General features: G+C 63.9%; 19 protein-coding genes and 1 pseudogene. 11 read left to right on the plus strand and 9 right to left on the minus strand.

Annotated elements, in window-relative coordinates:
* Positions 1–38: 38 nt before the first annotated feature.
* The 4 genes from coaBC to AC1DOX_RS10285 all read right to left on the minus strand — a co-directional run bounded on the left by coaBC (position 39) and on the right by AC1DOX_RS10285 (position 5,896).
* Entirely contained in the window at positions 39–1,238 is a 1,200-nt protein-coding gene (gene coaBC / locus AC1DOX_RS10270; RefSeq protein WP_441615749.1) for a bifunctional phosphopantothenoylcysteine decarboxylase/phosphopantothenate--cysteine ligase CoaBC, read from the minus strand.
* 138 nt (positions 1,239–1,376) lie between these two features.
* Positions 1,377–1,913 (minus strand): signal peptidase II, encoded by a 537-nt coding sequence (lspA, locus tag AC1DOX_RS10275; RefSeq protein ID WP_092135179.1) that lies wholly within the window; start codon positions 1,911–1,913, stop codon positions 1,377–1,379.
* Complete coding sequence (gene ileS, locus AC1DOX_RS10280) at positions 1,913–4,792, minus strand: isoleucine--tRNA ligase (RefSeq protein WP_441615751.1); 2,880 nt, start codon at positions 4,790–4,792, stop codon at positions 1,913–1,915. Before ileS ends, lspA begins: the two co-directional genes overlap by 1 nt.
* A gap of 114 nt (positions 4,793–4,906) precedes the next feature.
* Complete coding sequence (locus tag AC1DOX_RS10285; RefSeq protein WP_092135176.1) at positions 4,907–5,896, minus strand: bifunctional riboflavin kinase/FAD synthetase; 990 nt, start codon at positions 5,894–5,896, stop codon at positions 4,907–4,909.
* A 259-nt stretch (positions 5,897–6,155) separates the two neighbouring features.
* Between AC1DOX_RS10285 and AC1DOX_RS10290 the strand changes: the two genes are divergently transcribed.
* A complete protein-coding gene (locus AC1DOX_RS10290) occupies positions 6,156–7,976 on the plus strand; it encodes an ATP-binding response regulator (protein WP_092135492.1) in 1,821 nt (606 codons plus the stop codon).
* Between the two features lie 87 nt (positions 7,977–8,063).
* Here the strand turns inward: AC1DOX_RS10290 and AC1DOX_RS10295 are convergent, their stop codons facing one another.
* Positions 8,064–8,723: a response regulator gene (locus tag AC1DOX_RS10295; RefSeq protein WP_092135174.1), complete on the minus strand. Its 660-nt coding sequence runs from the start codon at positions 8,721–8,723 to the stop codon at positions 8,064–8,066.
* A gap of 238 nt (positions 8,724–8,961) precedes the next feature.
* On the opposite strand from AC1DOX_RS10295, the gene purN reads away from it, so the two are divergent.
* The 6 genes from purN (at position 8,962) to nadC (ending at position 16,046) form a co-directional block, all read left to right on the plus strand.
* Positions 8,962–9,621 carry a phosphoribosylglycinamide formyltransferase gene (purN, locus tag AC1DOX_RS10300; protein WP_441615756.1) on the plus strand — a complete coding sequence of 220 codons (660 nt, stop codon included), beginning with the start codon at positions 8,962–8,964 and terminating at the stop codon, positions 9,619–9,621.
* The gene (locus AC1DOX_RS10305; RefSeq protein WP_477101322.1) at positions 9,618–11,021 is read left to right on the plus strand and encodes an RsmB/NOP family class I SAM-dependent RNA methyltransferase; all 1,404 of its coding nucleotides are present in this window, start codon (positions 9,618–9,620) and stop codon (positions 11,019–11,021) included. Before purN ends, AC1DOX_RS10305 begins: the two co-directional genes overlap by 4 nt.
* A gap of 3 nt (positions 11,022–11,024) precedes the next feature.
* On the plus strand, positions 11,025–12,386 hold the full coding sequence (locus AC1DOX_RS10310; RefSeq protein WP_441615760.1) for a mechanosensitive ion channel family protein: 1,362 nt from the start codon (positions 11,025–11,027) through the stop codon (positions 12,384–12,386).
* A 315-nt stretch (positions 12,387–12,701) separates the two neighbouring features.
* Positions 12,702–13,892 carry a DesA family fatty acid desaturase gene (locus AC1DOX_RS10315; RefSeq protein WP_441615762.1) on the plus strand — a complete coding sequence of 397 codons (1,191 nt, stop codon included), beginning with the start codon at positions 12,702–12,704 and terminating at the stop codon, positions 13,890–13,892.
* Between the two features lie 139 nt (positions 13,893–14,031).
* Positions 14,032–15,186, plus strand: a complete 1,155-nt coding sequence (gene nadA / locus AC1DOX_RS10320; protein ID WP_441615764.1) for a quinolinate synthase NadA — start codon at positions 14,032–14,034, stop codon at positions 15,184–15,186.
* Entirely contained in the window at positions 15,183–16,046 is an 864-nt protein-coding gene (gene nadC / locus AC1DOX_RS10325) for a carboxylating nicotinate-nucleotide diphosphorylase (protein ID WP_092135164.1), read from the plus strand. Before nadA ends, nadC begins: the two co-directional genes overlap by 4 nt.
* A 60-nt stretch (positions 16,047–16,106) precedes the next feature.
* Here the strand turns inward: nadC and nadB are convergent, their stop codons facing one another.
* The 4 genes and pseudogenes from nadB to radC all read right to left on the minus strand — a co-directional run.
* Positions 16,107–17,726, minus strand: coding sequence for an L-aspartate oxidase (gene nadB, locus AC1DOX_RS10330; protein ID WP_441615766.1), 1,620 nt, complete (start codon positions 17,724–17,726; stop codon positions 16,107–16,109).
* 200 nt (positions 17,727–17,926) lie between these two features.
* Positions 17,927–18,097, minus strand: a complete 171-nt coding sequence (gene rpmG / locus AC1DOX_RS10335; RefSeq protein WP_008644909.1) for a 50S ribosomal protein L33 — start codon at positions 18,095–18,097, stop codon at positions 17,927–17,929.
* A gap of 16 nt (positions 18,098–18,113) precedes the next feature.
* Entirely contained in the window at positions 18,114–18,347 is a 234-nt protein-coding gene (gene rpmB, locus AC1DOX_RS10340; protein ID WP_006575661.1) for a 50S ribosomal protein L28, read from the minus strand.
* A 194-nt stretch (positions 18,348–18,541) separates the two neighbouring features.
* A pseudogene (radC, locus tag AC1DOX_RS10345) lies at positions 18,542–19,216 on the minus strand (RadC family protein); the annotation flags it as partial.
* Positions 19,217–19,332: 116 nt separating this feature from the next.
* On the opposite strand from radC, the gene AC1DOX_RS10350 reads away from it, so the two are divergent.
* From AC1DOX_RS10350 to AC1DOX_RS10365, 4 genes are all read left to right on the plus strand, one after another.
* Complete coding sequence (locus AC1DOX_RS10350; RefSeq protein WP_092135159.1) at positions 19,333–19,824, plus strand: FKBP-type peptidyl-prolyl cis-trans isomerase; 492 nt, start codon at positions 19,333–19,335, stop codon at positions 19,822–19,824.
* Complete coding sequence (ispH, locus tag AC1DOX_RS10355; protein ID WP_441615769.1) at positions 19,824–20,816, plus strand: 4-hydroxy-3-methylbut-2-enyl diphosphate reductase; 993 nt, start codon at positions 19,824–19,826, stop codon at positions 20,814–20,816. Before AC1DOX_RS10350 ends, ispH begins: the two co-directional genes overlap by 1 nt.
* Before the next feature lie 712 nt (positions 20,817–21,528).
* A complete protein-coding gene (locus AC1DOX_RS10360) occupies positions 21,529–22,737 on the plus strand; it encodes a branched-chain amino acid ABC transporter substrate-binding protein (RefSeq protein ID WP_441615771.1) in 1,209 nt (402 codons plus the stop codon).
* Positions 22,738–22,945: 208 nt separating this feature from the next.
* Complete coding sequence (locus tag AC1DOX_RS10365) at positions 22,946–23,881, plus strand: branched-chain amino acid ABC transporter permease (protein ID WP_441615773.1); 936 nt, start codon at positions 22,946–22,948, stop codon at positions 23,879–23,881.
* Positions 23,882–23,889 lie beyond the last annotated feature (8 nt).

Below are 23,889 nucleotides of genomic sequence, written 5' to 3' on the forward strand. Positions count from 1 at the left end.
CGCGCGATGAAACAGATGAAGTTGGAAAGGTGCCCGGCTCAGACCGGCTTGCGCGGCAGGCGCTGACCGATGGCCGCTACCAGTTGGCGAGCGAGCGAAAGCTTGTCCGCGCGGGGCAGGCGCGTCATGCCGTTGGCATCGAACAGCACGATCTCGTTGTCGTCCATGCCGAACGTGTGGTGGCCGATATTGCCGACCAGCAGCGGCACGCCCTTGCGTTGACGCTTCTGCTCGCCGTACTGCTCCAGGTTCTCGCTCTCGGCGGCAAAGCCGACGCAATACGGCGCATGGGCGCGCGCCGCCACCGTGGCCAGGATGTCCGGGTTTTGCACGAACTGCAGTGTCGGGGTGTCGGTGTCGTTGGCTTTCTTGAGTTTTTGTCCGGCCACCTCGGCAGGACGCCAGTCGGCGACGGCTGCCACGGCGACGAAAACATCCACGTCGCGCAACTGGGCCATCACGGTGTCATGCATCTGCTGGGCGCTGCGCACGTCGGTGCGGACCACGCCGCGTGGCGTGTCCAGTGCGGTGGGGCCCGCCACCAGCAGCACCTCGGCGCCGGCCTCGCGGGCCGCGCGGGCAATCGAAAAGCCCATCTTGCCTGATGACAGGTTGGTGATGCCGCGTACCGGGTCAATGGCCTCGAACGTCGGGCCGGCGGTGATCAGCACGCGTTTGCCGGCCAGTGGCTTGGGCTGGAAGAACGCAATCAGGTCCTCGACGATTTCTTCAGGCTCCAGCATCCGGCCATCGCCGATTTCGCCGCAGGCCTGGTCGCCGGTGCCCGGGCCGAGAATCGCTACGCCATCGGCACGCAACTGTGCCGCATTGCGTTGCGTGGGCGCGGCGGCCCACATCTGGCGGTTCATGGCCGGTGCCACCAGCAGCGGGCATTCGCGCGCGATGCACAGCGTGGTCAGCAGGTCGTCGCAGAGACCATTGGCCAGCCTGGCCAGGAAGTCGGTGGAGGCGGGGGCGATGAGGATGGCGTCGGCCTCGCGCGAGAGGTCGATATGCGCCATGTTGTTGTCGATGCGGGCATCCCACTGCGACAGGAACACAGGCCGTCCGGACAGCGCCTGCATGGTCACGGGCGTGATGAAGTGGGTCGCCGCCTCGGTCATCGCCACCTGCACGGTGGCGCCGGCCTTGGTGAGCAGCCGGACCAGCTCAGCCGACTTGTAGCAGGCGATGCCGCCGGTCAGGCCAAGGACGATGTGCTTGCCGCTCAAATCCATGGGAGGACTCTTCTGAAAACGGGGGTTTCGCATGATACCGCCGGGACGGCGGACGTGCCGAAGGCGGCGATCGGAGGGGGGCGCCGGGCCACAAGGAGCGTGGCCCGGCGTCTGGCAGGCTGGCGGCGCAGTGCTGCCTCAGTGCCGGCGCACGCGCCGCAGTTCGTCCACGATCAGCAATACGGCGCCCACCGTAATCGCGCAATCCGCCACGTTGAACGCGGGGAAGTGCGTGTTGCGCAGGTGGAAGTCCAGGAAATCGATCACGTGGCCGTGGATGATGCGATCCACCACGTTGCCGACGGCGCCGCCAAGGATCAGCGATACCGCCAGGCAAAACAGCTTCTGGCCCGTGTGGCGATACAGCAGCCAGACGATGAACGCACCGACCACCACGCCCAGCAGCGTGAAGAACCATCGCTGCCAGCCGCCGGCATCGGCCAGGAAGCTGAACGCGGCCCCCTTGTTATAGACCAGCACCAGGTTGAAGAAGCGGGTCACGGGACGCGACTCGCCATACTGGAACGATCGCGTGATCACGACCTTGAAGAACTGGTCGATCATCACCACCAGCAGCGCAAAGGCCATCCACAGCCACGGGGTAACGTTGCTGCTGCCTTTGCTCTTGCTGCGGGCGGGCGTCGATCGCGCCGGGCGGGTGGAAGACGATGCCATCAGGCGTGGCTCCTGTGTTCACCGGCGCCGAACAGATTGCTGTCGCAGCGGCCGCAAAGGGTGGGATGTTCCGGGTTGTGGCCAACGTCGGCGCGGTAGTGCCAGCAGCGTTCGCACTTGGCGTGCGCGGATGGCGTCACCGTGACCATCAGGTCCCCGCCTTCCGGCGCGGCCGCGACCTTTGCCGCCGACGTCAGCAGCACGAAGCGCAAGTCGTCGTGCAGGCTCTGCAGGGCGGCCAGTACCGGGCCGCCGGCCGCGATGGTGACCTCGGCCTGCAGCGACGAGCCGATCTCGCCTTCCACACGCACCGCTTCGAGCTGCTTGGTGACCTCTGCACGCACGTCACGGATATCGTGCCACTTCTGCATCAGCGTATCGGCGTCGTCGATGGCCGGCACATCGTAGTAGGTGCTGGTGAAGATGGTGTCCTTGTGCTCCGTGCCATGGGCGAAGATCTGCCACGCTTCCTCGGCCGTGAACGACAGGAACGGTGCCATCCAGTGCAGCATCGCCTGCGTGATGTGGTACAGCGCGTTCTGCGCGGCGCGGCGGGCCTTCGAGTCCGGTGCCGTGGTGTACAGGCGGTCCTTCAGCACGTCCAGGTAGAAGCCGCCCAGGTCTTCGGAGCAGAACGTCTGCAGCTTGGCGACCACCGGGTGGAATTCGTACGACTGATAGTGCGACAGCACTTCCTTCTGCAACCGGTCCGTCAGGGCCACGGCGTAGCGGTCGATCTCCAGCCATTCCGACGGCGGCAGCGCGTGCTTGCCGTGATCGTAATCGGTCAGGTTGGCCAGCAGGAAGCGCAGCGTGTTGCGGATGCGGCGGTAGCCCTCCACCACGCGCTTCAGGATTTCGTCGGAGATCGACAGTTCGCCCGAGTAGTCCGTCGAGGCCACCCACAGGCGGATGATTTCGGCACCCATCTTGTTGGCGACATCCTGCGGCGACACCGTATTGCCGACCGACTTCGACATCTTGCGGCCTTCGCCGTCCACGGTGAAGCCGTGGGTCAGCAGCGCCTTGTACGGCGGCTTGCCATACAGCATCGACGCGGTCAGCAGCGACGAATGGAACCAGCCGCGATGCTGGTCCGAGCCTTCCAGGTACAGGTCGGCCAGGCGACCGTCCGGCTCGTCGGCGGAAGGATCGTAGAGATCTTCACGGTGGGATCCACGGATCACGGTCCAGTGCGTGGTGCCAGAGTCGAACCACACGTCCAGCGTGTCGCGGTTCTTTTCATACAGCGCGGCTTCCTCGCCGAGCAGTTCCTTCGGATCCAGCGTCTGCCAGGCCTCGATGCCGTGCTGCTCGACGCGCCTGGCGACTTCTTCCAGCAATTCCGGCGTGCGCGGGTGCAGCGCGCCGGTTTCCTTGTGCAGGAAGAACGCCATCGGTACGCCCCACTGGCGCTGGCGTGAGAGCGTCCAGTCCGGGCGGTTGGCGATCATGTTGTGCAGGCGTTGCTTGCCCCAGGCCGGGAAGAACTCGGTGGCCTCGATGCCGGCCAGCGCGGTCTCGCGCAGGGTCGGGCCGTTGTCCACCGGATCCACGTCCATCCCCGCGAACCATTGCGACGTGGCTCGGTAGATGATCGGCGTCTTGTGACGCCAGCAGTGCATGTAGCTGTGCTCGTACTTGTGCGAGTTGAACAGGTTGCCGGATTCGCGCAGCACGTCGACGATCTTCGGATTGGCATCCCAGATCGACAGGCCGCCGAACAGCGGCAACGTGCTGGCGTAGACGCCATCGCCCATCACCGGGCTGATGATTTCCGAATCGGGCATGCCGTGCGCCTTGCACGACTGGAAGTCTTCCACGCCGTAGGCCGGTGCCGAGTGGACGATGCCGGAACCCGTGTCGGTGGTCACATAGTCGCCCAGGTAGACCGGAGCGGTACGCGCATAGCCGGCATCCATCTTGGCCAGCGGATGATGGAAGCGGATTTCCGACAGGGCGTCGCCACGTGCGGTGGCCACGACGTGGCCCTGCAGCGCGTAGGTCTTGAGCTGTTCCTCGACGCGATCCTTCGCCAGGATCAGGAAGCCGCGCGGGGTGTCCACCAGTGCGTATTCCACTTCCGGGTGCATGTTCAGCGCCTGGTTGGACGGGATCGTCCACGGCGTGGTGGTCCAGATCACGACCCAGCCGGGCTTGCCTTGCAACTGTGCCAGCGGCACGTGGAAGGCGTGAGCGAGTTTGTCGGCCTCCGCGAACGGGAAGCCCACGTCGATCGACAAATCAGTCTTGTCCTTGTACTCGACCTCGGCCTCGGCGAGTGCCGATCCGCAATCGAAGCACCAGTTCACGGGCTTCAAGCCGCGAAAGACGTAGCCCTTTTCCATGATCTTGCCCAGCGCACGCAGCTCGTCGGCTTCGTTGCTGTAGTTCATGGTCAGGTACGGGTTGTCCCAGTCGCCCAGCACGCCCAGTCGCTCGAAATCCTTCTTCTGGCGGGCGATCTGCTCGGTGGCATAGGCGCGCGCCTTGGACTGGACTTCCTGGACGGGCAGGCCCTTGCCGAACTGCTTTTCGATCTGGATCTCGATCGGCATGCCGTGGCAGTCCCAGCCCGGCACGTAGACCGCGTCCAGGCCGGTCAGGCCACGGGCCTTCACGATCATGTCCTTCAGGACCTTGTTGACGGCGTGGCCGATGTGGATGTCGCCGTTGGCGTACGGAGGGCCGTCATGCAGCACGAACTTCTTCGCGCCCTTGCGCGCCGCGCGGATCTTCTTGTAGAGCTGCTTGTCTTGCCATTGCCTGACCCACAGCGGCTCGCGCTTGGGCAGGTCGCCACGCATGGGGAACGGGGTGTCCAGCAGGTTGACCGGGTACTTGCTTTTCTCGGGCTTGGCGCGTTTGTCGTCGGACATGTCAATTCTCGGGGCAATTCAGTCGGGCGCGTCGGTCGGATGACCGCCGTGCGCGTGTCAGTGAGGTAAGGCAGGGCGGGTCCCGGCAGCTGCGGTGCGCAGCGCTGCCGGCCGCTAGCTAATTCGGTCGGTGGCGGAAGTGGCGAAGTCGCGCCGGCCGGCGGCTGCGTCAGGCGCGGTCAGGCCAAAGAACGCGCGAGCGTCGAGGGTGTCCTTCGCGATGGCGGCCGTCAGCGCGTCAAGGGTGTCGAAGCGTTCCTCGTCGCGCAGCTTCTTCATGAATTCCACCCGCACCAGCTTGCCGTACAGGTTTTCGTTGAAGTCGAACAGGTGGACTTCCAGCAGCACGCGGCCCGCGTCTTCGACGGTCGGGCGCACGCCAATGCTGGCCACGCCGGGGAGCGGGTGGTCGGCAAGACCGTGCACCTGCACGACGAAAATGCCGTTGACGGCGGGACGCTTGTGCGAAATCTTCAGGTTCAGCGTGGGAAAGCCGAGGTCCCGGCCCAGCTTGCGGCCGTGGATCACGTGGCCGCTGATGGCATAGCCGTGGCCCAGCAGCCGGCGCGCGTGTTCGAGGTCGCCACCGGCCAGCGCCTGGCGCACGGCCGAGCTGGAAATCCGGATGCCGCCCTCGGAGACGGAGCCCATTTGCTCGACGTCGAATCCGTACTGGCGGCCCGCTTCCCGCAGGTAATTGAAGTCACCGGCGCGTTTGGCGCCAAAGCGGAAGTCATCGCCCACCAGCAACCAGCGCGTGTGCAGGCCATGCCAGAGCACGTTTTCCACGAAGGCTTGCGGGGACTGGGCGGCGAAATGGGCGTTGAAATGTTCCACCACCACGCGATCCACACCATTGCGGCGCAGGGCGTCCAGCTTGTCGCGCAGCAGGGCGATGCGGGTGGGAGCGTGTTCCGGCGCGAAGAATTCCCGCGGGTGGGGCTCAAAGGTCATCACGCATAGCGGCAGGCCGCGGGCATCCGCGGCCGCGCGGGCGCGTGCGAGCAACGACTGGTGGCCGCGATGCACACCGTCGAAATTGCCGATGGTGAGCGCGCAGGGCGCCCGGCTCTCGGCGTTGGGCAAGCCGCGGAAGACTTTCACGAGGACGGCGAAAAATGCGATTTGGGTAAAGGGAGCATTATAAGGCGAATGACCCGGCTTCTCCCCTGTTGGCGGCAGGCGCGTGCCCGCCGGGGATGCGCCCTGCCCACAACTGACCGATTTGTGCGGAATTCGGCTGCCGGGGCGTGGCGCGGCGCCGCAAAAGGCGGCATGATATGCGCGACTCAGATCACAACCGCGCGATCCCTGCAACGACCGCCTCATGCAGGCCTCCGGCCACGGCGCCGTCTTGCAGCCAATGTCTTCGCCTTCCTTGCCTGGGCCACACTTGAACGCGCTGCTCAACAAATTGCTGCCCCCACCCGGGCCACAACTCGACACCGAGACACGGGCCAAGCTGCTGGCCACCGTCCACCGGGTATCTCCGACGGGTATTGCCGCATCGGTCCTGCTGCCGGCTTTGACGGCGGCCGCCTTCTGGAACGAGGCCAGCCACGTCGCGCTGGTCATCTGGTGCGCCATCATGCTGGCGCTGACTGCCGGAGGTACGTGGTTCTACCTCGGCTACCAGCGTGACAGCGGCAAAATGAGCCGTTCGGCGCACACGCGCAAGTGGTGGAACAACATGCGCGCCATCGCGTTCCTGACTGGGCTGACCTGGGGCAGTTCGGCGCTGCTGCACCTGTACACGAGCTCGGTGGTGTTTTCCAGCGTGCTCTACCTGCTGACACTGGGCGTGCTGGCGGGCGGGGCGACCTCGCAGTCGCCGGTGCCATCGAACCTGGTCTTTGCCGGCGTGCCGATCCTCGTGCCCAATGTGCTGCTGGCCGATTTCGCTTTCCCGGGACACGGCGGCTATGTCCAGTTGTTGCTGGCCGTCTACGCGCTGATGCTGGCGCGCCACGCACTCAACCTGCAGCAGACGCTGGTGCGCGCCATCCAGCTGGAAAGCGGCAGCCGGCGGCTCGCCAAGCAATTCCAGGAAGAAAAAGAACGGGCGTTGCATGCGAGCGAGGAGAAATCCCGCTTCCTCGCGGCGGCCAGCCACGACCTGCGGCAGCCGGTCCACGCGCTGGTGATGCTGGTGGAAGCGTTGCGTGCGCGCAACCAGTCGAGCTCCCTGCATCCGCTGGTGGAGCAGGTGGCGGCCGGCACCCAGACCATCGATCTGCTGTTCCGATCGCTGCTGGACCTGTCGAAGCTCGAAGGCCGCAAGGTCTTGCCGACGCTCGAGCCGTGCGAGCTGGGCGCGCTGATCAACGACGTCATGAGCCAGTTTGCCGCCGATGCGCGCGAAAGCGGGCTGTCGCTGAATCCGCGCGTGCCGGACGAACTGTATGCGATGGCGGAGCCGGTGCTGCTGCGGCGCGCGCTGTTCAACCTGGTGCAGAACGCGCTGCGATACACCAAACGCGGCGGGATCCTGGTGACCGCGCGCCAGCGCCGCAAACATATCCGGCTGGAGGTGTGGGATACCGGCGCAGGCATTACACCCGAACATCTGCCGGACATTTTCTCGCCGTATTACCAGGTTCATAACCCCCAGCGCGATCCGTCGCAGGGACTGGGCCTCGGGTTGGCCATCTTCAAGGAATGCGTCCGACTGATGCGCGGCACGTACGGCGTGCGCTCGGTGCCTGGCAAGGGTTCGGTGTTCTGGTTCGCGCTGGCGCCGGTGCCGGCCGAGACCGTGGCGAGCGTGCGCGCAATGCGGGCCAATGCGCAGGCGGCGGAAGCCAAGCCGGAGCGCTTGCGCGGTACGGTGCTGGTCGTCGATGACGACAGCCAGATCCGCAAGGCGTGGATTGCGCTGATGGAAGCGTGGGGGATTCGCGTCGCCTGTGCCGCGCATGGCGCCGACGCCGACGCCCTGTTTGCCAAGGGCCTGAAACCGGACATCATCTTCTGCGATCTGCGGCTGCCCGGCAGCGAAAATGGCCTGGACTTGCTGGAACGATGGCAGACCACGCAGCCGCAGGCACGCAGCGCGTTGCTGACGGGCGACCTGAAATCCGCCGCATTGAACGCTGCGGAGGAGGCGGGCTACTTCGTGCTTCCCAAGCCGGTGGATCCAGCCAACCTGCGCATGTTGCTGCGGCGGTGGTTGCACCCGGCGTAATGGTATGGATGGGTATCGTTCTGCCATGCAAAACGCCGCCACGAGGGCGGCGTTTGTTTTTGCTGGCGTCGGATGCGCGAGTTGCCTTTACTGACGCAGGCGGAATCGTTCCATGCGCGACATGACTTGCATGCGGGTGCGCACGCCCAGCCTTTGCAGGATCGCAGACACGTGTTCCTTGACCGTGTTCTCGGTCAGGCCCAGCTTGCGGGCGATGACCTTGTTTGGCAGTCCTTCGAGCACCAGCGCCAGCACGGAACCCTGGCGCGGCGTCAGGCCAAGTTCGGCCGGCGTGACCGGAATGCCATGCGCGGGGCCGAATGACTGGGAGCGTCCGGAAAGTGCTTCGTCGGAAGGAAAGCTGGTGTCGCCAGCCAGGACCTTGCGTACGGCCGCAGTGAAGGCGTTGGCATCGAGGTGCTTGCCGACGAAGCCGCACGCGGACAGCGCGCGGGCGCGGCCCACGATTTCCGGCGTGGCCTCGGCCGACATGAAAATGAAGCGCGCGGCCGGAATCACGGTCTTGAACGTCTGCATGGCATCGAAGCCAGTGCCGTCGTTCAGCCAGATATCAAGCAGCACGATATCGGGACGAAGTCCCTGGTGCAGTGAATGGAGAGCTTCCTTGGCGCTGCCGGCAGCATGGACTGCGACATCGGGCATGACTTCCGCGAGAAACGCGGTAGTACCAGAGAGGGCCATAGGATGATCATCGACCACCAACAAAGTCGGTGCAGCGTTCGACATGCGTATTCCCGTCTAATTTCCCGTCTCGTCCTTGTTGTCACCTACCTTGCAGAAGGGGGCGCGTGGACGTAGGGCCCACTCTATCAGAGCGGGTGAGGCGTCACAATCCATCACACAGGGGTATATGCATCGTACTGCATGCATATGGTGCAGCCTCCGTGCGGGGTTTGGCGTGAATTAAGTACCTAATGCGCTCGCTTTGCAAGAGTTTGCATCCCAGCTTGGTAGAATCGCGCCGATGAAAAATATTGTGATCCTGATTTCCGGGCGTGGAAGCAACATGGAAGCCATCGTCCGTGCCTGCGAAGCCGAGCGATGGCCGGCACGCGTGGCGGCTGTGCTCTCGAATCGCCCGGACGCTTCCGGCCTGCAGTTTGCCGCCGAACATGGTATCGCCACCGGCGTGGTGGACCACAAGCAGCACCCCGATCGTGCCAGTTTTGATGCCGCGATGCGCGACGTCATCGACAGCTACCAGCCCGACCTAGTCGTCCTGGCTGGCTTCATGCGGATTCTGACGCCTGAGTTCGTCGATCATTATTCAGGGCGGATGCTCAACATTCACCCGTCGCTGCTGCCCAGTTTTCCCGGCCTGCACACGCACCGCCAGGCCCTGGAAGCCGGTGTCAAACTGCATGGCGCGTCGGTCCATTTTGTCACCTCGGAACTCGATCACGGCCCAATCGTGATTCAGGCAGCACTTGATATTCTGCCTGGCGATACTCCGGAGTTGCTGGCCGAGCGTTTGCTCGACAGCGAGCATGTCATCTACCCGCGCGCAGTGCGCTGGTTCGTCGAAGACCGCCTGCACGTGCAGGACGGTGTCGTTCAAGTTCAACCGGCCGAGCCACAGTGGTTCATGGCCATCTCCGCCAAGGCGGCAGGAAATCAGCCATGAGTCGTAATCCCGCAACACCCCAGGACAACCGTCAGCGTTCGCGTGCCAGCAAGGGCAAGTCGAGCCCCATCCGCAGGCCGTCCACGCCGCGCCCGCAAGGTGTGGATGGCGCCCACGGCCGCGCGCCGGGTGGCCTGCAGGCTTTCCATCTGCAACACATCGACCGCCTGCTGGGCAAGGTCCTGTTGTTCGCGCGTCCCTCCGATGCCGTGGTGAGCCACTACTTCCGCGAGAACAACAAACTGGGTCATCGCGACCGCGGCATCATCGCCGAGGCGATCTTTGCAGTGTTGCGTCGACGCGTCGAATTCGGTCAGTTTGCCGAGAGCGGCTCGGGTGCGGCAGCGCGCCGGCTGGGCCTGCTCGGGCTTGCCGCCACGCTGGGTCGGGATGTGCTGAGCCCGTTCCTGTATCCGGAAGAGGCCACCTGGCTGGACCGGCTCACGACGATCGAACGCTCCAGTCTGTCCCCGCGCGTGCGCACCAACCTGCCGGAATGGCTGTACGACGATCTGGTCGGGCGCCATGGCGAAGCCTTCACCTCAGCCCTGGGCGACGCATGGCTGCGCCCGGCGCCGCTGGACCTGCGGGTCAACACGGCAAAGCTGTCGCGTGAAGAGGCGCTGGCTGAACTGGAGACCGCAGGCATTGCCGCGGAACCGGCCCCGATGGCTCCGGCCGGTATTCGCCTGAAGGGGAAGCCCGCGCTGAACCAACTGCCGCTGTTCATCAATGGCGGCGTGGAAGTGCAGGACGAAGGCAGCCAACTGCTGTGTCACCTGGTGGCCCCCAAGCGCGGCGAGATGGTGGTGGACTTCTGTGCCGGCGCTGGCGGCAAGACACTGGCACTGGGCGTGGCGATGCGCTCGACGGGCCGTCTCTATGCTTTCGATGTGTCGGAAAAGCGCCTGGCCAACCTGAAGCCCCGGCTGGCGCGCAGCGGCCTGTCGAACGTGCATCCTGTACTCATCGACTCCGAACGTGACGCCAAAATCAAGCGACTGGCCGGCAAGATCGACCGTGTACTGGTCGATGCGCCGTGCAGCGGCTTGGGCACGCTGCGCCGCAATCCGGACCTGAAATGGCGCCAGACGCCGGAATCGGTGCTGGAACTGACCGCCAAGCAGAGCGCAATCCTCGACTCCGCCGCACGCCTGGTGAAGGGTGGCGGACGCGTGGTCTACGCCACTTGCAGCGTGCTGGAGGCGGAAAACGAGGCGATCATCCGCGATTTCCTCGCGAGCCACGAGAATTTCCGCCTCGTGCCGGTAGCCGAGGTGCTGGCCGAGCAGAAGATCGATATCCCGTCTTTGCCGGCAGAAGGCGGCATGTTGGCGCTGTATCCGCACATCCACCAGACGGATGGCTTCTTTGCCGCCGTGCTGGAACGCACGCGCTGATCCATGAGTCCGGATTCACTGGAACAGCTCAGGATGTCGCATTCCATGTTTGGCAAGATGCTCGATGACCTGATCCGCGATGCGGGCGGGCCTGGCTTCTTCTGGCAGCTCGGTGTGCTGGCCGGCTGCCTGCTGGTGGCATGGCCGCTGGCGCGCTTCGTGGTCAAGCGTCTGGATGCGCGCTACGAGACCTCGAGCTTTTCGCTTCGTCTGGCTGTGGTCAGCCTGGAGCGGGCCATGTTCCCGCTGTTCGGCTGGCTACTGGTGTTGACGGCGCGCTTCGCGCTCGCGCCACTGGTGTCGGTCAGCGTGCTGCGGCTGGCGTTGGTGCCGCTGTTTGGCATCACGTCGCTGTACGTCACCTTCTACATCCTGCGGCGCGTGATGTCCGGCAACGGGCAATTGCACGGCATGCTGGTTCTGGTGGAGAAGGTGCTGACCACGCTGGTATGGATCGGCATGGCGCTGTACGTGCTTGGCGTCCTGCCGGACGTCATCGCATGGATGCAGGCGGTGCGCTTCTCCATCGGTGGCAAGCAGCACATCAATCTGGCCGATACGCTGATGGCGGTGGTCTGGATCCTGCTGACCGTGCTGGTGGCGATGTGGTTCGGTTCCTGGCTCGAGGACCGGCTGATGCGCGCCCCGAGCCTGGACACCAATCTCAAGGTGGTGCTGACGCGTATCGCCAAGGCGTTGCTGCTGCTGGTGTCGCTGCTGCTGAGCCTGTCGCTGGTGGGGATCGACCTGACCGTGCTGTCGGTCTTTGGTGGGGCGCTGGGTGTGGGTCTGGGTCTGGGTCTCCAGAAGATCGCCAGCAACTACATCTCGGGCTTCATCATTCTGCTGGACCGCTCGGTCAAGCTGGGCGACCAGATCACGGTGGACAAGTACACCGGCATCGTGTCGCAGATCCGCACGCGCTATACCGTTGTGCGGAACGGGGATGGTGAGACGCTTGTGCCGAATGAGCAACTTGTAGCCCAGTCGGTCCAGAATCACTCGTTCTCCGGCACCAATGTGCGCGTTGCCACCCGGGTGCAGGCTGACTACAGTGCCGATCCCGAGACGGTGATCTCGCTGTTGCAGGAGTGTGTGCGTGATCTGCCACGTGTGCTGCCCGAGCCGGCCCCAGCGGCCTTCCTGGTCCTGTTTGGCGACAGCGGTATCGAGTACGAAGTGGCCGTCAACATCGCCGATCCGCAGAATGGAAAACTTGGTGTGCAATCGGCGATGAACCGCGCAATCTGGCGTACGTTCCAGCAGCACGGCATCTCCATCCCCTATCCCCAGCGAGAGGTCCGGGTGTTGAATCAGGCGCAGGCAGTGCCATCTGTCCTGGAAGGCGCCTCCGCGGGAGAGTGAGTGCTGGGCGGCGCTGGCGGCACACCGGGAACGAAAGCCTTGGCGGGGCCTCCAAATCGGGGAAAAAGCGGATGTCCGAGCCGCCGCAATCCGGTAGAATGCCGGGTTGTCGCGGGTTTGCGATGCAGCCCGCCACCCCACACCAGACAACCGCCAGATTGCAGCGGTTCGTGCCTTCGCCCGGCACCCCCAAGGGTTTTGCCAGGCGCCAGAAAGCAATCGCAATCGCTGATTTTGCAGTCCTTTTTCTGCGCGTTAGATGCGTTGCACTGCGTGCCGCATAGCAAGACACCTGTATAACCGACGGAGAACAGTTTGTTCGACTCAATTCTTGACTGGGCCGCGAACGGCCTTGCCAACTGGTCCTGGTGGGAGATCGTGATCTACACCCTCGTGGTGACGCACATCACGATCGCCGGCGTGACCATCTTCCTGCACCGCTGCATGGCGCACCGGTCGCTGGATCTGCATCCGATTGCCCAGCATTTCTTCCGTTTCTGGCTGTGGCTGACCACAGGTATGGTCACCAAGGAATGGACGGCGATCCACCGCAAACACCACGCCAAGTGCGAGACCGAGGACGATCCCCACAGCCCGCAGACCCGCGGCATCCGCAAGGTGCTGCTGGAAGGCGCCGAACTGTATCGCGCCGAGGCCAAGAACAAGGAAACCATTGCCAAGTTCGGCCATGGCACGCCCAATGACTGGGTCGAGCGCAACGTGTACTCGCGCTTTGGCTGGCAGGGCGTCGGCCTGATGCTGATCATCGACCTGGCGCTGTTCGGCCTGGTCGGCATGTCCGTATGGGCCGTGCAGATGCTCTGGATCCCGATCCACGCCGCCGGCATCATCAACGGCCTGGGTCACTGGTGGGGCTATCGCAACTACGATTGCGAGGACGCTTCGACCAACGTGTCGCCGTGGGGCTTCATCATCGGTGGCGAGGAACTGCACAACAATCACCACACGTACCCGACGTCGGCCAAGTTCTCGGTCAAGTGGTACGAGATCGACGTGGGCTGGTGGTACATCCGTGCGATGCAGTCGGTGGGTCTGGCCAAGGTCAAGAAGACCCCGCCGAAGGCGCGCCTTGGGGATGCCCGCCCGGTCGACCACAACACGCTGGAGGCGATCATCGCCAATCGTTACGACGTCATGGCCCGCTATGCCAAGGCCGTGAAGTCCGCGTACCGGGAAGAACTGCAGAAGCTGAAGGAAGGCCGCACGGCCGAGTACAGCAGCTTCAAGCCGGCCCGCAAGTGGTTCCACCGCGAGGAAGCCAAGCTGGCCGCGCCGCAGCGCCAGCAACTGGCCAGCATCGTGGAGCAGAACAAGGCGCTGCATACCTTCGTGGAAATGCGCCGCGAACTGTCCGCGATCTGGGGTCGCTCCAACCTGACGCGCGAGCAACTGCTGCAGCAACTGCAGGCCTGGTGCCACCGCGCCGAGGCCAGTGGTATCCAGGCGCTGCAGGAGTTTTCCCTGCGCCTGCGCCGGTACGCCTGATACAATCCCGACGCGCCCGCATGGCTAAAAGCCCCGCCCCTGGCGGGGCTTTTCTTTTCGCTAAACTCCCCCATGTCCTGGTCAGATCGCGTGACGTCAAGCGCGGCGGCCTACGGGTGCACCGAGGAGTACTGCAGAGATGACCCCACAAACGATCAAGACCGTCGAGTTCGAAAAGCCGAACCTGGTGGATGCCGAGAACGCCGCAGGCGCAAGCTGTGTGGCGCATGCCTGGGCCAAAGTGCCTCCCGTGCTGACGCCCGATGAACGCCAGGCGCTCAAGGCGCGTATCCGCCGCTTGCTGAAGGAACGCAACGCGGTCCTCGTCGCGCACTATTACGTCGACGGCGACTTGCAGGACTTGGCCGAGGAGACCGGCGGCTGCGTGTCCGATTCACTGGAAATGGCCCGCTTCGGTCGCGACCACGAAGCCAAGACGCTGGTGGTGGCTGGTGTGCGCTTCATGGGCGAAACCGCCAAGATCCTGAGCCCGGAAAAAACCATCCTGATGCCGGACCTGGACGCCACGTGCTCGCTGGATCTGGGTTGCCCGGCTGACGAGTTCGCCGCGTTCTGCGACGCACATCCGGACCGCACTGTTGTGGTCTACGCCAACACCAGTGCTGCCGTAAAGGCGCGCGCGGACTGGATGGTGACCTCGAGCATCGGCCTGAAGATCGTTGAGCATCTGCACGCCCGTGGCGAGAAGATCCTGTGGGCGCCGGACAAGCACCTCGGCAGCTACATCCAGAAGCAGACCGGGGCCGACATGCTGCTGTGGCAAGGCTCTTGCCTGGTGCATGACGAATTCAAGGGCATTGAACTGGATCTGCTGCGCAAGGAACATCCGAACGCCAAGATCCTGGTGCATCCGGAATCGCCGGCCAATGTGGTGTCGCAAGCCGATGTGGTCGGCTCCACCAGCCAGCTGATCGCTGCCGCCCAGACGCTGGACGCCAACGAGTTCATCGTCGCCACCGACAATGGCATCCTGCACAAGATGCGCATGGCCGCGCCCGGCAAGCTGTTTATCGAGGCGCCGACTGCCGGCAACAGCGCGACGTGCAAGAGCTGCGCGCACTGCCCGTGGATGGCCATGAACGCGCTGACCAATCTGGCCGAAGTCCTGGAGACTGGCCGCAACGAGATTCACGTCGACCCGGCCATCGGCCGGCGCGCCGTTACCTGCATCGATCGCATGCTCGATTTTGCCGCGCAACAGAAGGCCAACGTCCGCCCCGCCGCCGACCTCGCCAAAGAGGCCGCGCTGTTCCAGGGAGTGGGCCCGGCATGAGCGTGAATCCGGTATTCGACAGTTACGGCCCAGCACTGCGTGCGGCGCTGGAAGCGAACGTCAAGGCGGCAATTGCCGAGGACGTCGGCAGCGGTGACCTGACCGGCCTCCTGGTGCCTGCCGAGAAACTGGCGCGCGCGCGCGTGATCGTGCGAGAGCCCGCCGTGCTGTGCGGTCAGCCGTGGTTCGAGGCCTGCATGACGGCCGTCGATTCGCGCTTGCAGGTGCGCTGGCTCAAGGAAGAGGGCGCGCGCATGGCGCCCGACGACGCGGTTTGCGAAATCACCGGCCCTGCCCGTGCCTTGCTGACTGCCGAGCGGCCATCGCTGAATTTCCTGCAACTGCTGTCCGGCGTTGCCACAGCCACGCGCCGCTACGCTGACCTGATCGCGGGCACTCGGGCACGGGTGCTCGATACACGCAAGACGCTGCCCGGCCTGCGGCTGGCGCAGAAATATGCGGTCAAGCTGGGCGGGGGCGAGAATCAACGCCTGGCGCTCTATGACGGCATCCTGATCAAGGAAAACCATATCGCCGCAGCCGGCAGCATCACGGCTGCGATGCAGGCGGCTTTTGCGCTGGGCAGCGATGCAACGGTGCAGGTCGAAGTCGAGTCGATTGCTGAGCTTGAAGAAGCGCTCAATGCAGGTGCGAAGTCGATCCTGATCGACAACTTCACGCTCGAGATGATGCGCGAGGCCGTGGCGATCAATCGCGAGCGGGCATTGCTGGAGGTGTCCGGCGGCGTGAACTACGAGACGATCCGCGCATTTGCGGAAACGGGCGTGGATCGCATCTCGGTAGGTGCGCTCACCAAGGATGTGCGCGCGACGGACTACTCGTTGCGGATCATCGGCTGAAAGCAGTCGGGCCCGGCAATGCGGACCCGATGCTCGGTTGTGGGAGGGAAGGCCTGCTCGTCAGGCCTTTTGTTTTTTCTGCCGATGCTGCGCGGCGCGGCCCGTCAGCGGTTGTAGCACCGTCGGCAGCGCCTTGGGCAGCGTGTCCGGATAGTCACGGCTGAAATGTAGGCCGCGGCTTTCGTGGCGCGAGTACGCGCTATCGACGATCAGCGATGCCACTTCGACCAGGTTGCGCAATTCCAGCAGGTCCCGCGTGACGCGGAAGTTCGCGTAATACTCGGCAATTTCCTCGCGCAACAATCCAATGCGGTGCTGGGCGCGCTCCAGGCGCTTGTCGGTGCGCACGATGCCCACGTAGTTCCACATCATGCGGCGCAGCTCGTCCCAGTTGTGGGACACGACCACTTCTTCGTCAGCATCCGAGACGCGGCTTTCATCCCACGCCGGCAGTGTGATGTCCGGCGCGCCGGCCTTGTCCTGCGCGGCAATGTCCTCGGCCGCGGCTCGGCCGATCACCATGCATTCCAGCAGCGAATTCGATGCCAGGCGATTGGCGCCGTGCAGGCCCGTGCAGGCCGTTTCGCCCACGGCATACAAGTTGGCGATGTCCGTGCGTCCGGACGTATCGGTCACCACGCCGCCACACGTGTAGTGGGCCGCGGGCACAACGGGAATCGGCTCGCGCGCGATGTCGATGCCAAACTCCAGGCAGCGAGCGTGGATCGTCGGGAAGTGTTCCTTCAGGAACGACTCCGGCTGGTGCGTGATGTCCAGGTACACGCAATCCAGGCCACGCTTCTTGATCTCGAAGTCGATCGCCCGGGCCACCACGTCGCGCGGCGCCAGTTCGGCACGTGCATCGTGTTCCGGCATGAAGCGGGTGCCGTCCGGCAGCTTCAGCAGCCCGCCTTCGCCTCGCACCGCTTCGGAAATCAGGAAGGACTTGGCGTACGGGTGATAGAGGCAGGTCGGGTGGAACTGGATGAATTCCATGTTCGACACACGGCAGCCCGCGCGCCAGGCCATGGCGATGCCGTCGCCCGTGGCCGTGTCCGGGTTGGTCGTGTAGAGATAGACCTTGCCGGCGCCGCCGGCGGCCAGCACCGTGTGCGTGGCCGTGATCGTGCGAACGTCGCCCGTGGCGTCATTGAGCACGTAGAGGCCATAGCAGCGATTGCCCGGCAGGCCCAGCTTGCTGGCCGTGATCAGGTCGATCGCGAAATGGTCCTCGATAATCGTGATATTGGGGTGCTGCCGCGCCTGCTCGGCCAGCGTGGTCACCACGGCATGGCCGGTGGCGTCCGCCGCGTGGATGATCCGGCGGCGGCTGTGGCCGCCTTCGCGGGTCAGGTGGAAGCCCAGCTCGGCCTGCGCGTCGCGCGTGAACGGCACGCCCCGGTCGATCAGCCACTGGATGGCTTCGCGGCCATGCTCGACGATGTAGCGCGTCGCGTCCTCGTCGCAAAGACCCGCGCCGGCAACGAGCGTGTCCTGCGTGTGTTCGTCATGGCTGTCGCCGGAATCCAGTACCGCGGCGATCCCGCCCTGGGCCCAGTCGCTGGCGCCTTGTGTCATGGCGCGCTTGCTGAGGATGACAACCCGGTGGGAATCGGCCAGCTGCAGCGCGACGGTGAGGCCGGCCAGCCCGCTGCCGACGATCGCGACATCGAAGTTCATGGTGCAGGGATCGCGTGGGGGCGAAAGAGCGTTGGGGAAAGCTGGCAAGTGTACACCCGCATGCATCCCGGCGTGCTCTCAATCCCTTGTGGCGCAAGGGTTTGCCGCGTAGTCATCCCAAACTTCGGGCGGGCTTCCGCCGGCCGCAAAAACAAAAAGCCCCGCTTGGAGCGGGGCTTTTTGCCAGAAAACCGGATCAATTACTTGATCTTGGTTTCCTTGTAGGGCACGTGCTTGCGGGCGACGGGATCGAACTTCGAGATCTCCATCTTTTCCGGCATGGTGCGCTTGTTCTTGGTGGTCGTGTAGAAATGACCCGTACCTGCGGTCGATTCCAGCTTGATCTTGTCGCGTCCGCCTTTGCTGGCCATGGTGTACTCCTACTATTTAGACTTCGCCGCGTGCGCGCAGGTCGGCGAGCACGGAGTCGATGCCTTTCTTGTCGATCAGGCGCAGGCCGGCGTTCGAGACGCGCAGGCTCACCCAGCGGTTTTCCGATTCAACGAAGAAGCGGCGATTCTGCAGGTTGGGCAGAAAGCGGCGCTTGGTCTTGTTGTTTGCGTGGGAAACGTTGTTGCCGACCATCGGCGCTTTCCCGGTCACTTGACAGACGCGTGCCATGAAGCACTCCTAAATCTTATTCGTGGACAATGTTCGCAACAGATCAACAAAAGGCGCGCGGGCCCGGACTGCAGCGGATTGAGACTTCAGCAAAACGAGCATTATAGACCGGAAACGATTGGCGGATCAACGCCTTCCGTACTTTTCGGAAGGAGGTGTTGCGCCGTGCCGCTTGCGTCACGCGAGTGAGGCGAGGGGAGCCGGTCATGCTCTGCGAACGAGTAGATATCGCTGCCGGCGACAATGTAATGGTCCAGCAGCTCGATGTCCAGCACGGACAGCGTCCGCGCCAGGGCCCGTGTGCTGGTGAGATCGCTGCGGCTTGGCACGGCTTCCCCGCCGGGGTGGTTGTGGGCCACGATCACGTAGGCGGCGTTGTGCACCAGGGCCTCGCGGGCCACTTCGCGCGGGTAGACCACGGCTTCGCACAGCGACCCGCGCGCCAGTTCCACGCTGGCCAGCAGCCGGTAGCGGGAATCCAGGTAGAGGCAGTGGAAGACTTCATAGGGCAGGTGGGCCAGCGTCATCCGCAGGTAGGCGCGGACCGCGCGAGAGGAATCGAGCCCTCCGGATTCCTTGAGCGTTTCGGCGAGCGATCGCCGCGCCAGCTCCGGCACGACCCGCAATTGTGCGTACTTCACTGCACCCATGCCCTTGACGCCGGCAAGGGCATCGCCATCCGCGGCGAATAGCCGCGTCAGCGATCCAAAGCTCGTCAGGAGTTCACGGGCCAGATCGACAGCGCTCTTGCCCGCGCTGCCCACGCGCAGGAAGACGGCCAGCAATTCGGCGTCGGACAGCGCGCTGGCGCCGGATTTCAGCAGTTTTTCGCGCGGCCGCTCGCAGGCGGGCCATTGGGGAATTGACATCGAATCGTCTCCGTTCAGCGCCACACTTGGCGGCAGGATGGCGACACGGAGGGCGGCGCGTCGGCGTCGGTTGGTCCAGTCGAATACAATACGGGTTGTTGACCGGTTGAGCACCCATGAATCTGCAAACTTTTGCGTCGGAAGCGGCAGGCGGCGACGCGGCTGCCCGCAAGACCGTCGGGGCGGACTCGTTCCTGACGCTTCACTACAGTATCGCCCTCGAGAACGGCACCGAAGTCGTGAGCACGTTCGAGGAAAAGCCCGCCACGTTGCTGCTCGGCCAGGGCCAGTTGGCCCCTACGCTGGAACAGGCCCTGCTCGGCATGCCCGAGGGCGAGCGCACGACCTATCGCCTTGCGCCCGAGCATGCGTTCGGGCCGCGCAATCCTGAACTACTGCAGTGGGTTTCTCTGGCCACGCTGCGCGAGAACAGTTCGTTCGAGGAAGACTATTCGCCAGGCGATCTGGTCGAATTCAATGCACCTGGCGGCGGAAAGTACGCCGGCGTGCTCAAGGAATTCGGAGACACCGCGGCGCTGTTTGATTTCAACCACCCACTGGCCGGACAGACCATCTTGTTCGACGTCCAGTTGATCGGAATTCTCTGATGTCAGTCGTCGAGTCGGACCACCGCATGCACGAAATGACCATCTCCAGCGACGCCGAGATCCTGATGGCGCAACCGCGCGGCTTCTGTGCCGGCGTGGACCGCGCGATCGAGATCGTCGAGCGCGCCCTGTCCCGGTTTGGTGCACCGATCTACGTGCGCCACGAGATCGTCCACAACGCCTACGTGGTGGCCGACCTGCGCCGCAAGGGCGCCGTCTTCGTGGACGAACTTGACGAGGTGCCCGAGGGATCGACCGTCATCTTCAGTGCCCACGGGGTCTCCAAGGAAGTACGTGCCGATGCCACCGCGCGTGGGCTGAACGTGTTTGACGCCACCTGTCCGCTGGTGACCAAGGTGCACGTGGAAGTCGGGAAGATGCGTGCCGAGGGCTGCGAGATCATCATGATCGGCCACAAGGGGCATCCCGAGGTCGAAGGCACGATGGGCCAGTCTGAACTGGGCATGCTGCTGGTGGAGTCGGTCGAGGACGTGAACCAGCTGGCCGTGTGCGACCCGCTGCAACTGGCCTACGTCACACAGACCACGCTGTCCGTGGACGAGACCGCCGAGATTGTGGCCGCGCTGAAGGCGCGCTTTCCCGAGATCCGCGAGCCCAAGAAGCAGGACATCTGCTATGCCACGCAGAACCGGCAAGACGCCGTGAAGTTCATGGCGCCGCAGGTGGAAGTCGTGATCGTGGTGGGCAGCCCGAACAGCTCCAATTCCAACCGCCTGCGCGAACTGGCGGACCGTCTGGGCGTGCCTGCCTACATGATTGACGATCCGGAGCAGCTCAAGCCCGAGTGGGTGGCGGGCAAGCGCCGGATCGGCCTGACCGCCGGCGCTTCGGCGCCGGAGGCGCTGGCCCAGGCCATCGTCGAGCGCCTGCGTACGTTTGGCATCAAGAACGTGCGCGCGCTGGAAGGCGTGGAGGAAAACATGTCCTTCCCGCTGCCGCGCGGCCTTGCCAGCGTGTCCGTGAAGTCCTGATCTTCGCGACCCGGACGTTGCCCTGGCGGCAACGTCCGCGATCCTTCCGCCGCATCCCGCTGTAGTCACCCTCTGCGTCACCCTCGGCATCACCGCCAACGCGGCCTCGCCCGCAGTCCTTCCTCTTTCCCCGTTTTTCCAGTGCTTGAGCAGCCCGCTCCGTTGCACGGTCCCGGTGCGCATGGCGGATAGGGTCTGCGCACGGACGATTGCTGGCTACAGACATTTCCCGCCCGGAAGCCCGTATCCCGCCGATTTGCTTTTCAATACCTGTCTTAACACCCAGACAATATCAGGGTAATCCCCGAGAATGGGGTTTTCCCTATTATGGTGCGACGCTACATTCTGCACATTAGAGAAGTTGCCCGGTAATTGAAATGAAATACCTAATTAATAACGTGCCATTATGGGTGGCGCTGACGCGGCTTAATTGGTGCCGCATGAGGCCCCGCCGGGCCCTAGGCACGATTCTTGTAAGGATAAAGGACGGGTCCGCCGAATGGGCGGAGATTGCCCCAATCTGTGCATTGGGGAAATTCCCTAGCTCATTTGGTGGGTAAATGGTTCAGGTTGTTGCGTCGCATATTGCATCTGCAAAGAAAGGGGATACAATGCGCGCGTTTCAAATTGAAACTAAACAAGGGCGGTCCAGGGAGTGCGTCCGGGAGGCGCAGTTTATTTCCCTGTTTTTGTGAATCCTAGGAGATCACTCATGCAATTCACGTTTGCCAAGATTCTGCCGATCGCGGCCGCAGTGGCGCTGGTCGCCGCATGTGGCAAGAAGGAAGAAAAGCCGGCTGATGCGGCAGCATCGGCACCTGCTGCAGCCGCTGCCCCCGCAGCCGCTGGCGGTGGCGAAACCGTCGTCAAGATCGGCCACGCGGCTCCGCTGACGGGCGGCATCGCTCACCTTGGCAAGGACAACGAGAACGGCGCCCGCCTGGCCGTTGAAGAAGTCAACAAGGCCGGCCTGGAAATCAACGGCAAGAAGATCAAGCTCGAACTGGTCGGCGAAGACGACGCGGGCGACCCGAAGACCGGCACCGCCGTGGCGCAGAAGTTGGTGGACGCGAAGGTCGCGGCCGTGGTCGGTCACCTGAACTCGGGCGTATCGATCCCGGCCTCCAAGATCTATAGCGATGCCGGCATCGTGCAGATCTCGCCGTCGTCGACCAACCCCGACTACACCAAGCAAGGCTTCAAGACCACCTTCCGCGTGGTGGCCACCGATGCCCAGCAGGGTCCGGCGCTGGCCAACTACGCCGCCAAGAGCCTGCACGCGAAGAGCGTGGCCATCGTTGACGATGCCACCGCCTACGGCAAGGGCCTGGCTGACGAGTTCGAGAAGACCGCCAAGGCGGCAGGCGTGAACGTGGTGGCGCGTGAAGCCACCAACGACAAGGCCACCGACTTCAAGGCCATTCTGACCAAGATCAAGGGCAAGAAGCCGGACGTGATCATGTACGGCGGCATGGACGCCACCGGCGGCCCGTTCGCCAAGCAAGCCAAGGAACTGGGCATTTCGTCCAAGATCGTTGGCGGCGACGGCGTTTGTACCGACAAGGTGGCCGAACTGGCTGGCGATGCCGTGTCCAACATCATCTGCTCGGAAGCCGGCCTGGCCCTGTCGAAGATGGAGCAGGGCGCGGATTTCGACAAGCGCTACCAGGCGCGCTTCAATGCGCCGGTGCAGATCTACGCACCGTTCACCTATGACGCCGTGATGGTCGTCGTTGACGCCATGAAGCGCGCCAACTCGACCGAGCCGGCGGCCATCTTGGCCGAGATGCCCAAGACGAACTACAAGGGCATAATCGGCAACATCGCCTTCGACGAGAAGGGCGACATGAAGGAAGGCACCATCACGCTGTACGAGTACAAGGACAAGAAGAAGTCCGTCCTCGACGTCGTGAAGATGTAATCCGGGCTTACCGGCCCATCCGAACGGCACCGCGAGTATGTTGCGGTGCCGTTTTTTTAGCCTTGCCGCACGTGCAGCATCCTTACCATGGGTGGAGTAGGCAGGCCGCTGACCAGCAAATAACCACACTACCAAGCCACCCACATATCAACGTCCCCCCGGCATCCACCCCATGCCGAGGGAATTTGGACGGAAGCAAGGAGTTTTCATGGATATCCTTATCCAGCAGATCGTGAACGGTCTGGTGCTCGGCAGCATCTATGCGCTGATCGCACTTGGCTACACCATGGTCTACGGCATTCTCGGGATCATCAACTTCGCCCACGGCGACGTGCTGATGATCGGCGCGCTGACCGCGCTGTCAGCCATACTTGGCTTGCAGAAATTCGCCCCCGGGCTTCCCGAATGGCTCACGCTGGTGATCGCTACGCTGATCGCCATGCCGGTCTGCGCCGTGCTGGCCTACACCATCGAGCGAGTGGCCTATCGACCGTTGCGCAACGCACCGCGGCTAGCCCCGCTGATCACCGCCATCGGCGTGTCCATCATCCTCCAGACGATAGGCATGCTGATCTGGTCGCGCAATCCGCTGACCTTCCCGCAACTGCTGCCCTCGTCGCCGATCGACATCGGCGCGACCGGCGCGACCATCACGGGCAAGGAAATCGTCATCATCGGCATGGCGCTGATGGTGATGGCGGGCCTGCTGACCCTGGTCAACCGCACCAAGCTCGGCCGCGCCATGCGCGCCACCGCCGAGAACCAGAAGGTGGCGGGGCTGATGGGCGTGAACCCGAACTTCGTGATCTCGGCCACATTCATGATCGGCGCCGCGCTGGCAGCGCTGGCCGGCGTGATGATGGCCACCAACTACGGCAATGCCCACTTTTACATGGGCTTCATCCCCGGTCTGAAGGCGTTCACCGCCGCGGTGCTGGGCGGCATCGGCAACCTGGCGGGCGCCATGGTCGGCGGCATGCTGCTGGGCCTGATCGAAGCGCTGGGTGCCGGCTATATCGGCGATCTCACCGGTGGCGTATTTGGCTCCAACTACCAGGACGTGTTCGCCTTTATCGTGCTGATCATCGTCCTTGTCTTCCGTCCGTCCGGCATCATGGGCGAGCGGGTTTCTGAACGCGCCTGAGGAGAGAG

It is taken from the genome of Cupriavidus sp. 01L415 (assembly GCF_056400065.1).

Excerpts from the sequence above, each read along its gene's own strand:
- lspA (WP_092135179.1), bottom strand. The coding sequence starts at position 1,913 with ATGGCATCGTCTTCCACCCGCCCGGCGCGATCGACGCCCGCCCGCAGC.
- purN (WP_441615756.1), top strand. The coding sequence starts at position 8,962 with ATGAAAAATATTGTGATCCTGATTTCCGGGCGTGGAAGCAACATGGAA.
- rpmB (WP_006575661.1), bottom strand. The coding sequence starts at position 18,347 with ATGGCACGCGTCTGTCAAGTGACCGGGAAAGCGCCGATGGTCGGCAAC.
- AC1DOX_RS10295 (WP_092135174.1), bottom strand. The coding sequence starts at position 8,723 with ATGTCGAACGCTGCACCGACTTTGTTGGTGGTCGATGATCATCCTATG.
- AC1DOX_RS10290 (WP_092135492.1), top strand. The coding sequence starts at position 6,156 with ATGTCTTCGCCTTCCTTGCCTGGGCCACACTTGAACGCGCTGCTCAAC.
- AC1DOX_RS10365 (WP_441615773.1), top strand. The coding sequence starts at position 22,946 with ATGGATATCCTTATCCAGCAGATCGTGAACGGTCTGGTGCTCGGCAGC.
- ispH (WP_441615769.1), top strand. The coding sequence starts at position 19,824 with ATGTCAGTCGTCGAGTCGGACCACCGCATGCACGAAATGACCATCTCC.
- AC1DOX_RS10350 (WP_092135159.1), top strand. The coding sequence starts at position 19,333 with ATGAATCTGCAAACTTTTGCGTCGGAAGCGGCAGGCGGCGACGCGGCT.
- AC1DOX_RS10310 (WP_441615760.1), top strand. The coding sequence starts at position 11,025 with ATGAGTCCGGATTCACTGGAACAGCTCAGGATGTCGCATTCCATGTTT.
- nadC (WP_092135164.1), top strand. The coding sequence starts at position 15,183 with ATGAGCGTGAATCCGGTATTCGACAGTTACGGCCCAGCACTGCGTGCG.
- rpmG (WP_008644909.1), bottom strand. The coding sequence starts at position 18,097 with ATGGCCAGCAAAGGCGGACGCGACAAGATCAAGCTGGAATCGACCGCA.
- coaBC (WP_441615749.1), bottom strand. The coding sequence starts at position 1,238 with ATGGATTTGAGCGGCAAGCACATCGTCCTTGGCCTGACCGGCGGCATC.
- nadB (WP_441615766.1), bottom strand. The coding sequence starts at position 17,726 with ATGAACTTCGATGTCGCGATCGTCGGCAGCGGGCTGGCCGGCCTCACC.
- AC1DOX_RS10360 (WP_441615771.1), top strand. The coding sequence starts at position 21,529 with ATGCAATTCACGTTTGCCAAGATTCTGCCGATCGCGGCCGCAGTGGCG.
- nadA (WP_441615764.1), top strand. The coding sequence starts at position 14,032 with ATGACCCCACAAACGATCAAGACCGTCGAGTTCGAAAAGCCGAACCTG.
- ileS (WP_441615751.1), bottom strand. The coding sequence starts at position 4,792 with ATGTCCGACGACAAACGCGCCAAGCCCGAGAAAAGCAAGTACCCGGTC.
- AC1DOX_RS10305 (WP_477101322.1), top strand. The coding sequence starts at position 9,618 with ATGAGTCGTAATCCCGCAACACCCCAGGACAACCGTCAGCGTTCGCGT.